We start from the raw sequence: 8,637 nt of genomic DNA on the forward strand, positions 1-8,637 counted from the left end.
CGTCACTTGCCCATGACCGCCGCCGCTTCCTGCGGCGCGCGGGCGGCGTTCAGCAGGCCGAGCTGCTCGGCGTGGAAGCGCTGGAACTCCTGCTGCCAGCGCGAGGGCTGGCTCACCGGCATCACCTGCACGGCCGTCACCTTGTACTCGGGGCAGTTGGTGGCCCAGTCGGAGCTGTCGGTGGTGATGACGTTGGCGCCCGACTCGGGGAAGTGGAAGGTGGTGTAGACCACGCCCGGCTGGATGCGTTCGGTGATCGTGGCGCGCAGCACGGTCTCGCCGGCGCGGCTGCGCACGGCCACCCACTGGTCGTGGACGATGCCGCGGTCCTCGGCGTCGACGGGGTGGATCTCCAGCCGGTCCTCGCTGTGCCACCGGTTGTTGGGCGTGCGCCGCGTCTGGGCACCCACGTTGTACTGCGAGAGGATGCGCCCGGTGGTCAGCAGCAGCGGGTAGCGCGGCGTGACCTTCTCGTCGCTCTCCACGTACTGCGTGACGAAGAAGCGGCCCTTGCCGCGCACGAAGCCGCCGATGTGCATGGTCGCGGTGCCGCCCTCGTCGGTGCCCTCGTTGCAGGGCCACTGCACGCTGCCCAGGCGGTCGATCTTCTCGTAGCTCACGCCGGCGAAGGTGGGCGTGAGCGCAGCGATCTCATCCATGATCTCGCTCGGATGGCGGTAGTTCATGGGGTAGCCCAGCGCGTTGGACAGCAGCTGCGTCACCTCCCAGTCGGCATACCCGCCCAGCGGCGCCATCACCTGCCGCACGCGCGAGATGCGGCGCTCGGCGTTGGTGAAGGTGCCGTCCTTCTCCAGGAAGGAGGAGCCGGGCAGGAAGACGTGCGCGTACTTGGCCGTCTCGTTCAGGAAGATGTCCTGCACCACGATGCACTCCATGGCCGAGAGCGCCGCCGCCACGTGCTGCGTGTCGGGGTCGGACTGCACGATGTCCTCGCCCTCGCAGTACAGGCCCATGAAGCTGCCGTCCAGCGCGGCCTCGAACATGTTGGGAATGCGCAGGCCCGGCTCGGCCTGCAGCGCCACGCCCCAGGCAGCCTCGAACCGGCCGCGCACGGCGGCGTCGCCGATGTGGCGGTAGCCCGGCAGCTCGTGCGGGAAGGAGCCCATGTCGCAGCTGCCCTGCACGTTGTTCTGGCCGCGCAGCGGGTTCACGCCCACGCCCTCGCGCCCGACGTTGCCCGTGGCCATCGCCAGGTTGGCGATGCCCATGACCATGGTCGAGCCCTGCGCATGCTCGGTCACGCCCAGGCCGTAGTAGATGGCGGCGTTGACGGGCCGCTCGCCGCGCCGCCCGTCGGCGCTGCCGGTGGCGTACAGGCGCGCGGCGCCGCGCAGCAGCTCGGCGGGCACGCCGCTGACGCGCTCGGTCGCCTCGGGCGAGTTCTCGGGCCGCGCGACGAAGGCCTTCCAGGCCTGGAAGGAGGCATCCTCGCAGCGTTCGGCGATGTAGGCGTCGGCCAGCAGGCCCTCGGTCACCACCACGTGCGCCATGGCGGTGATCACGGCCACGTTGGTGCCCGGGCGCAGTTGCAGGTGGAAGTCGGCGCGGATGTGCGGCGACTTCACCAGGTCGATCTGGCGCGGGTCGATCACGATCAGCTTCGCGCCCTCGCGCAGCCGCTTCTTCATGCGCGAGGCGAAGACCGGGTGCGCGGCGCCGGGGTTGGCGCCGATCACCATGATGACGTCGGACTCCTCCACCGACTTGAAGGTCTGCGTGCCGGCCGAGGTGCCCAGCGTCTGCCCCAGGCCGTAGCCGGTGGGCGAATGGCACACGCGCGCGCAGGTGTCGACGTTGTTGTTGCCGAAGGCCGCGCGGATGAGCTTCTGCACGAGGTAGGTCTCCTCGTTGGTGCAGCGCGAGGAGGTGATGCCGCCCACGGCGTCGCGCCCGTACTTGGCCTGGATGCGGCGGAACTCAGAGGCCGCGTGGCCGATCGCCTCTTCCCAGCTCACCTCGCGCCACGGGTCGGTGATCTTCGCGCGGATCATGGGCCTGGTGATGCGGTCCGGGTGCGTGGCGTAGCCCCAGGCGAAGCGGCCCTTGACGCAGGAGTGGCCGTCGTTGGCCTTGCCGTCCTTCCACGGCACCATGCGCACCACCTCGCTGCCCTTCATCTCGGCCTTGAAGCCGCAGCCCACGCCGCAGTAGGCGCAGGTGGTGACGACGCTGTGCGAGGGCTGGCCCAGCTCGATCAGCGACTTCTCCTGCAGCGTGGCGGTGGGGCAGGCCTGCACGCAGGCGCCGCAGCTGACGCACTCGCTGTCCATGAAGTCCTCGTTCTGCCCCGCCGCCACGCGCGAGTCGAAGCCGCGGCCGTCGATGGTCAGCGCGAAGGTGCCCTGCGTCTCCTCGCAGGCGCGCACGCAGCGGCTGCAGACGATGCACTTGCTCGGGTCGTAGGTGAAGTAGGGGTTGGACTCGTCCTTGGCGTCCTGCAGGTGGTTCGCCCCGTCGAAGCCGTAGCGCACGTTGCGCAGGCCGGTGGCGCCGGCCATGTCCTGCAGCTCGCAGTTGCCGTTGGCGCCGCAGGTCAGGCAGTCGAGCGGGTGGTCGGAGATGTACAGCTCCATCACGCCCTTGCGCAGCTGGTGCAGCCTGGGCGAATGGGTGCGCACCTTCATGCCGGGCTCGACCGGCGTGGTGCACGAGGCCGGGTAGCCCTTGCGCCCCTCGATCTCCACCAGGCACAGGCGGCAGGAGCCGAAGGGCTCCAGGCTGTCGGTGGCGCAGAGCTTGGGCACTTGCACGCCGGCCTCGATGGCGGCACGCATCACCGATTCGCCGGCGGCCACGGTCACGCTGCGGCCGTCGATCTCCAGCGTCACTTCGCGGGCCGTGGCGCGCGCGGGGGTTCCGTAGTCCATCTCTTGGGCGGATGAGGTCATCGTGGGCCTCCAGTTTTTCAGGCGCCGGCGGCCGCGGGCTGCAGGCCGAAGTCTTCGGGATAGTGGTCCAGTGCGGAGAGCACCGGGTACGGCGTCATGCCGCCCATGGCGCACAGCGAGCCGTGCAGCATGGTGTCGCACAGGTCGCGCAGCAGTTCCACCTGCTGCTCGCGCGCCTCGCCGGTGCTCGCGGCGATGCGGTCGATCACCTCCACGCCGCGCGTGGAGCCGATGCGGCAGGGCGTGCACTTGCCGCAGGACTCGATGGCGCAGAACGCCATCGCGTAGCGCGCGAGCCCGGCCAGGTCGGCCGTGTCGTCGTGCATCACGATGCCGCCGTGGCCCACCACCGCGCCGACGGCGGCGAAGGCCTCGTAGTCCAGCGGCAGGTCCCACTGCGATTCGGGCACGTAGGCGCCCAGCGGGCCGCCCACCTGCACGGCCTTGAGCGGCCGGCCCGAGGCCGTGCCGCCGCCGTAGTCGAACATCAGCTGGCGCAGCGTGATGCCGAAGGCCTTCTCGACCAGCCCACCCTGCTTCACGTTGCCGGCCAGCTGGACGGGCAGGGTGCCGCGCGAGCGGCCCATGCCGAAGTCCTTGTAGAAGGCCGCGCCCCGGGCCAGGATGATGGGCACCGTCGCCAGGCTGATCACGTTCTGGATCACCGTGGGCTGGCCGAACAGGCCCTGGATGGCCGGCAGCGGCGGCTTGGCGCGCACCAGGCCGCGTTTGCCCTCGATGCTTTCGAGCATGGCCGTCTCTTCGCCGCACACGTAGGCGCCGGCGGCCTTGCGCACCTCCATGCGGAAGGCGCGGCCGCTGCCCAGCACGTCGGCGCCGAGGAAGCCCGCACCCTCGGCGCGCGCGATGGCCTCGCGCAGCACGGCCACCGCATGCGGGTATTCGGATCGCACGTAGACGTAGCCGCGCGTGGCACCCACCGCCAGGCCCGCGATGGCCATGCCCTCGACCAGCATGAAGGGGTCGCCCTCCATCACCATGCGGTCGGAAAAGGTGCCCGAATCGCCCTCGTCGGCGTTGCAGACCACGTACTTCTGCGCCGCCGGCGCGGCGGCCACCGTCTTCCACTTGATGCCCGCCGGGAACGCCGCACCGCCGCGGCCGCGCAGGCCGGAGTCGAGCACCTCGGCCACGACGGCCTCGCCCGGCATGCCCAGCGCGCGCCGCAGGCCGGCCCAGCCGCCGTGCGCCTCGTAGTCGGCCAGCGAGAGCGGATCGGTGATGCCCACGCGCGCGAAGGTCAGGCGCTCCTGCGACTTCAGCCAGGGCATCTCGTCGGTCGGGCCGTGGCGCAGCGGGTGCGCACCGCCCGCCAGCAGGCCGGCATCGAGCAGGGCCGGCACGTCTTCCGGCGCCACGGGGCCGTAGGCCACGCGGCCGGCGGGCGTGGCCACCTCCACCAGCGGCTCCAGCCACAGCAGGCCGCGCGAGCCGTTGCGCACGATCTCGACGGCCTGGCCGCGCTCGGCGCAGTAGCGCGCGAGCGCGTCGGCCACCTCGTCGGCGCCCACCGCCAGTGCGGCGCTGTCGCGGGGCACGTAGACCCTGACGGGCGCACCGCTCATGCCGCCACCTCGTCCACCACGCTGCGCGCCACCAGCGCATCGAGCCGCGCCGCGCTCATGCGCGCGCGCGGCTGCCCGTCCAGCGCGATGCTGGGCGACTGCGCGCACAACCCGAGGCAGTAGACCGGCTGCAGCGTGACCGCGCCGTCGGGCGTGGTGCCGCCCTCGGCAGGCAGGCCCAGGCTGTCGCAGGCATGCGCCCACAGCGCCTCGGAACCCATCGACCGGCAGGACTCGGCGCGGCACACCTCCAGCACGTGGCGCCCGGCCGGGCTGCTGCGGAAGTGGTGGTAGAAGCTCACGACCCCGTGCACCTCGGCGCGCGAGAGGTTCAGCGCCCCGGCGATGTCGCCCACCAGCACGGGCGGAATGAAGCCCAGCGCGTCCTGCACGCCGTGCAGGATGGGCAGCAGCGCCCCCGGCTGCCCGGCATGTGCCGCCACGATCTCCTGCACCGCCGCGCGGCGCGGGTCATCGGCGGGCAGGGAGGATTTGCCCAGTTGCCGCAGGCGGTCGCGCAGTTCGTCGGGCGTGGCCAGCAATGTCTCCTTGCGGGCCGGGGGAAGGTCTGGGTGTGTCATGTGCCTGGGACCTGGACAACGAAGCCGCGCAGGGCGCGGCGCCCGCGGAGCGGGAATGTCAAAGTCTAGGCAGGCGGGGCGCCGGGGGCAAATTGGATCGGTGTATGAAGGGATTCAATCCGGAAATCACCGCGGGTCAACGCTTCTTGTGCAGGGCCCCGCTGTGGCCGCCGACCTCCGCCTTCCATGTCGGCTCCTGCAGCATCGCCAGCGCCGCCTCCAGCGCCCGCGAGGGCTTGACGGCCGCGGGCGCCATGAAGCCGATGGGCGTGCGCACCTCGGGCGCCACCAGCGGCAGCGCCTCCAGCTCGCCCTGCCCGCGCACCGTGTCGACCATGGCGCCGGGCAGCACGGCGCAGACCCTGCCGTTCAGCACGCTGAGCGCCAGGGCGAGGACGGAGTTGGTCTCGATGGCGGGCGCGACCTCGGCCCCGGCATCGGCGAAGGCGCGGTCGATGATCGCCCGGTTGTGCATCTCCGGGGTGAGCAGGCACAGGGGCAGGCGCGCGGCCTCGGCCCAGCCGATGGACGCGCCGATGTGCAGGTCCTGGGGGTCGGCGGACTTCTTCCCCACCCCCGCCTTCGCCGGGGCGGCAGCCCTGGCGGCGCGCCTGGAAGCCGGCGGAGCCTCCTCGCGCCGGCGCAGCAGGAAGTAGTGCTCCACGGTCTGCGGCCAGGCGTTGCGGCGGGTGGCACCGCCCGCCGCCGGCCGGCCCTTGCGCTCGATGTAGCCCAGCGCGAGGTCGAGCGCCAGCGTGTCCAGGCCCGTTTCCAGTTCCACCGAACTCATCGAGAGCACCGTGGGCACGATGCCCGGGTGTCGTGCCTGCAGCCGCGCGGCGAAGCGCGTGAGCAGCGGGATGGCGGTGGGCACGGCGGCCATGCGCAGGTGCCCGCGCGGCCTGCCCGCCTCGCTTTTCAGCGCCTGCTGCAGCAGTTCGTGCTCGTGCAGCATGCGGCGCGCGCTGGCCAGCACGGTCTCGCCCTCCGGCGTCAGGCCCGCGAAGGCGCGACCCCGGCGCACGATGACCACGCCGAAGTCCGCCTCCAGCGCCCGCAAGGCATTCGACAGCGCCGGCTGCGTGATGTGGCAGGCCGCGGCCGCACGGCCGAAGTGCTTGTGCTCGCTGAGCGCGGCGAGGTAACGCAGGGAGGCGAGCAGGTTCATGGGGCGGCGTGAATTTCCTTGAATATTGGCAGCATGACAGCCAGAATGCAAGGATGATCGACCGCGAGCTGAGCGCCCTGCTGCTCGAACGACTGGACTTCTACCCCGGCGTCGTGCTCCTGGGACCGCGCCAGGTGGGCAAGACGACGCTGGCGCGCTGCGTCGCGGACCGGCGCCCGCAGACGCTGGTGCTCGACCTGGAGCGCCCTTCCGACCGGGCGCAGCTGGCCGAGCCCGAACTCTTCCTCGCCCAGCACCGCGACAAGCTGGTGGTGCTGGACGAGGTGCAGATGCTGCCCGACCTGTTCACGCACCTGCGGCCGGAGATCGACGCCGACCGGCGGGCCGGCCGGTTCCTGCTGCTGGGCTCGGCCAGCGGCGCCCTGCTGCGCCAGCGCGCCGAGTCGCTGGCCGGCCGCGTGGGCTACCTGGAACTGACGCCCCTGCTGGCCAGCGAGGTGCCGGCCGACCTGGCCGCATTGCAGACGCTCTGGCTGCGCGGCGGCTTCCCGCTGGCGCACCTGGCGCCCGGCGACCGGCTCGCCTACGCGTGGCGCCAGGACTTCATCCAGAGCTTTCTGCAGCGCGACCTCCCGCAGATGGGCGTGGCCGTGGCCGCCGACGCACTGCACCGCTTCTGGCGCATGCTGGCCCACCTGCAGGGGCAGATGTTCAACGCCTCGCAGCTGGCGCTGTCCCTCGGGGGTGCTTCGCACCACACCGCCACGCGCTACCTCGACCTGCTCGTCGACACGATGCTGGTGCGCCGGCTCGAACCCTGCCTGCCCAACGTGGGCAAGCGGCTCGTCAAGTCGCCCAAGGTCTACATCCGCGACAGCGGGCTGCTGCACGCGCTGCTGAACATCGCCAGCCTGCCGGACCTGCAGGGGCACCCGATCGTGGGGGCCTCGTGGGAAGGTTTCGTGGTCGAGCAGGTGGCCGCCCATCTGCCCGAAGGCGCGCAGATGAGCTTCTACCGCACGGCCGCGGGAGCAGAGATGGACATCGTCGTGCAGGCCGGACGGCATTCGCTCGGCATCGAAGTCAAGTTCTCCTCCGCGCCCACCGTCAGCCGGGGCTTCTGGCAGGCGCTGGAAGACCTGCGCCCCACGCGCGGCGTCATCGTCGCGCCGGTGGCGCGGCGCTTTCCGTTCAGGAACGGCGTGGAGGTCGTGCCGGTGTGGGACCTGCCCGCGCTGCTGGCCGCCCTTGCCTGATCCTGCCGCCTCAGGTGTCCTTGCTCACCGTGATGGTCGGGAACTTCGCCGAGAAGTCCTTGGCCTTGAGCGCGATGCCCACCGCCACCTGGCGCGCCACCTCGCGGTACAGCGCGGCGATCTCGCCCTCGGGCTCGGCGACCACGGTGGGGCGGCCGCCGTCGGCCTGCTCGCGGATCGACAGGGCCAGCGGCAGCGCCCCCAGGTAGGGCATGCCGTAGTCGGCCGCCATCTTCCTGCCGCCCTCGGCGCCGAAGATGTGCTCCACATGGCCGCAGTTCGTGCACACGTGCACCGCCATGTTCTCCACGATGCCGAGGATGGGCACGCCCACCTTCTCGAACATCTTGATGCCCTTGCGCGCATCGAGCAGGGCGATGTCCTGCGGCGTGGTGACGATGACGGCGCCCGTCACCGGCACGCGCTGGCTCAGCGTGAGCTGGATGTCGCCGGTGCCGGGCGGCATGTCGACGACCAGGTAGTCCAGGTCCTTCCAGTTCGTCTGGCGCAGCATCTGCTCCAGCGCCTGGGTGGCCATGGGGCCGCGCCAGATCATGGCCTGGTCGGGCTCGACCAGGAAGCCGATGGACATGAGCTGCAGGCCGTGCGCCCGGATAGGCTCCATGGTCTTGCCGTCGGTGCTCTCGGGCTTGCCGCCGGCGCCCATCATCATGGTCTGGCTGGGGCCGTAGATGTCGGCGTCCAGCAGGCCGACGCTGGCGCCCTCGGCGGCCAGCGCCAGCGCCAGGTTGGCGGCGGTGGTGCTCTTGCCCACGCCGCCCTTGCCGGAGGCCACGGCCACGATGTTCTTCACGCCCGGCAGCAACTGCACGCCGCGCTGCACGGCATGGCTGACGACGTTGAGCGTGAAGCCGACCGACACGTTGCCCACGCCGGGCACCGCCCTGGCGGCATCGACCAGCGCGCGGCGCAGCGCGTCGTGCTGGCTCCTGGCCGGGTAGCCCAGCTCGATCTCGAAGGCGACGTCGTTGCCGTCGATGCGGATGTTCTGGAGGGACTTGCCGGCCGCCAGGGGCTTGCCGGTGTTCGGGTCCGCGACGGCCTGGAGCGCGTCCGCAAGGACCCCTGGGGTGACTGCCATTGATGAAACTCCTCGTGGGCGCTTAGTCTACGGGTCCTCTCCATGTCCTCGGCCTCACCCTCCACAAGCCCCTC

At 71.5% G+C, this 8,637-nt stretch carries 6 protein-coding genes; 1 reads left to right on the top strand and 5 read right to left on the bottom strand.

Translation table 11 applies throughout. The features are described from left to right. Positions 1–2 precede the first annotated feature (2 nt). The 4 genes from fdhF to ACIY1X_RS01380 form a co-directional block, all read right to left on the bottom strand. A complete protein-coding gene (fdhF, locus tag ACIY1X_RS01365; RefSeq protein WP_399677452.1) occupies positions 3–2,909 on the bottom strand; it encodes a formate dehydrogenase subunit alpha in 2,907 nt (968 codons plus the stop codon). Between the two features lie 17 nt (positions 2,910–2,926). Then, the gene (locus tag ACIY1X_RS01370; protein WP_399677453.1) at positions 2,927–4,495 is read right to left on the bottom strand and encodes a formate dehydrogenase beta subunit; all 1,569 of its coding nucleotides are present in this window, start codon (positions 4,493–4,495) and stop codon (positions 2,927–2,929) included. Beyond that, positions 4,492–5,076 (bottom strand): formate dehydrogenase subunit gamma, encoded by a 585-nt coding sequence (locus tag ACIY1X_RS01375; RefSeq protein ID WP_399677454.1) that lies wholly within the window; start codon positions 5,074–5,076, stop codon positions 4,492–4,494. The genes ACIY1X_RS01370 and ACIY1X_RS01375 overlap by 4 nt, the downstream gene beginning before the upstream one ends. Positions 5,077–5,212: 136 nt before the next feature. Beyond that, a complete protein-coding gene (locus ACIY1X_RS01380) occupies positions 5,213–6,244 on the bottom strand; it encodes a LysR substrate-binding domain-containing protein (protein WP_399677456.1) in 1,032 nt (343 codons plus the stop codon). A gap of 53 nt (positions 6,245–6,297) precedes the next feature. Between ACIY1X_RS01380 and ACIY1X_RS01385 the strand changes: the two genes are divergently transcribed. Next, positions 6,298–7,461, top strand: a complete 1,164-nt coding sequence (locus ACIY1X_RS01385; RefSeq protein WP_399677457.1) for an ATP-binding protein — start codon at positions 6,298–6,300, stop codon at positions 7,459–7,461. Positions 7,462–7,471: 10 nt separating this feature from the next. Here the strand turns inward: ACIY1X_RS01385 and apbC are convergent, their stop codons facing one another. Continuing rightward, positions 7,472–8,563 carry an iron-sulfur cluster carrier protein ApbC gene (gene apbC / locus ACIY1X_RS01390; protein ID WP_399677458.1) on the bottom strand — a complete coding sequence of 364 codons (1,092 nt, stop codon included), beginning with the start codon at positions 8,561–8,563 and terminating at the stop codon, positions 7,472–7,474. Positions 8,564–8,637: the final 74 nt, after the last annotated feature.

Origin of the sequence: Xenophilus sp., from assembly GCF_044462705.1 — a bacterium.
GTDB lineage: Bacteria > Pseudomonadota > Gammaproteobacteria > Burkholderiales > Burkholderiaceae_C > Xenophilus > Xenophilus azovorans.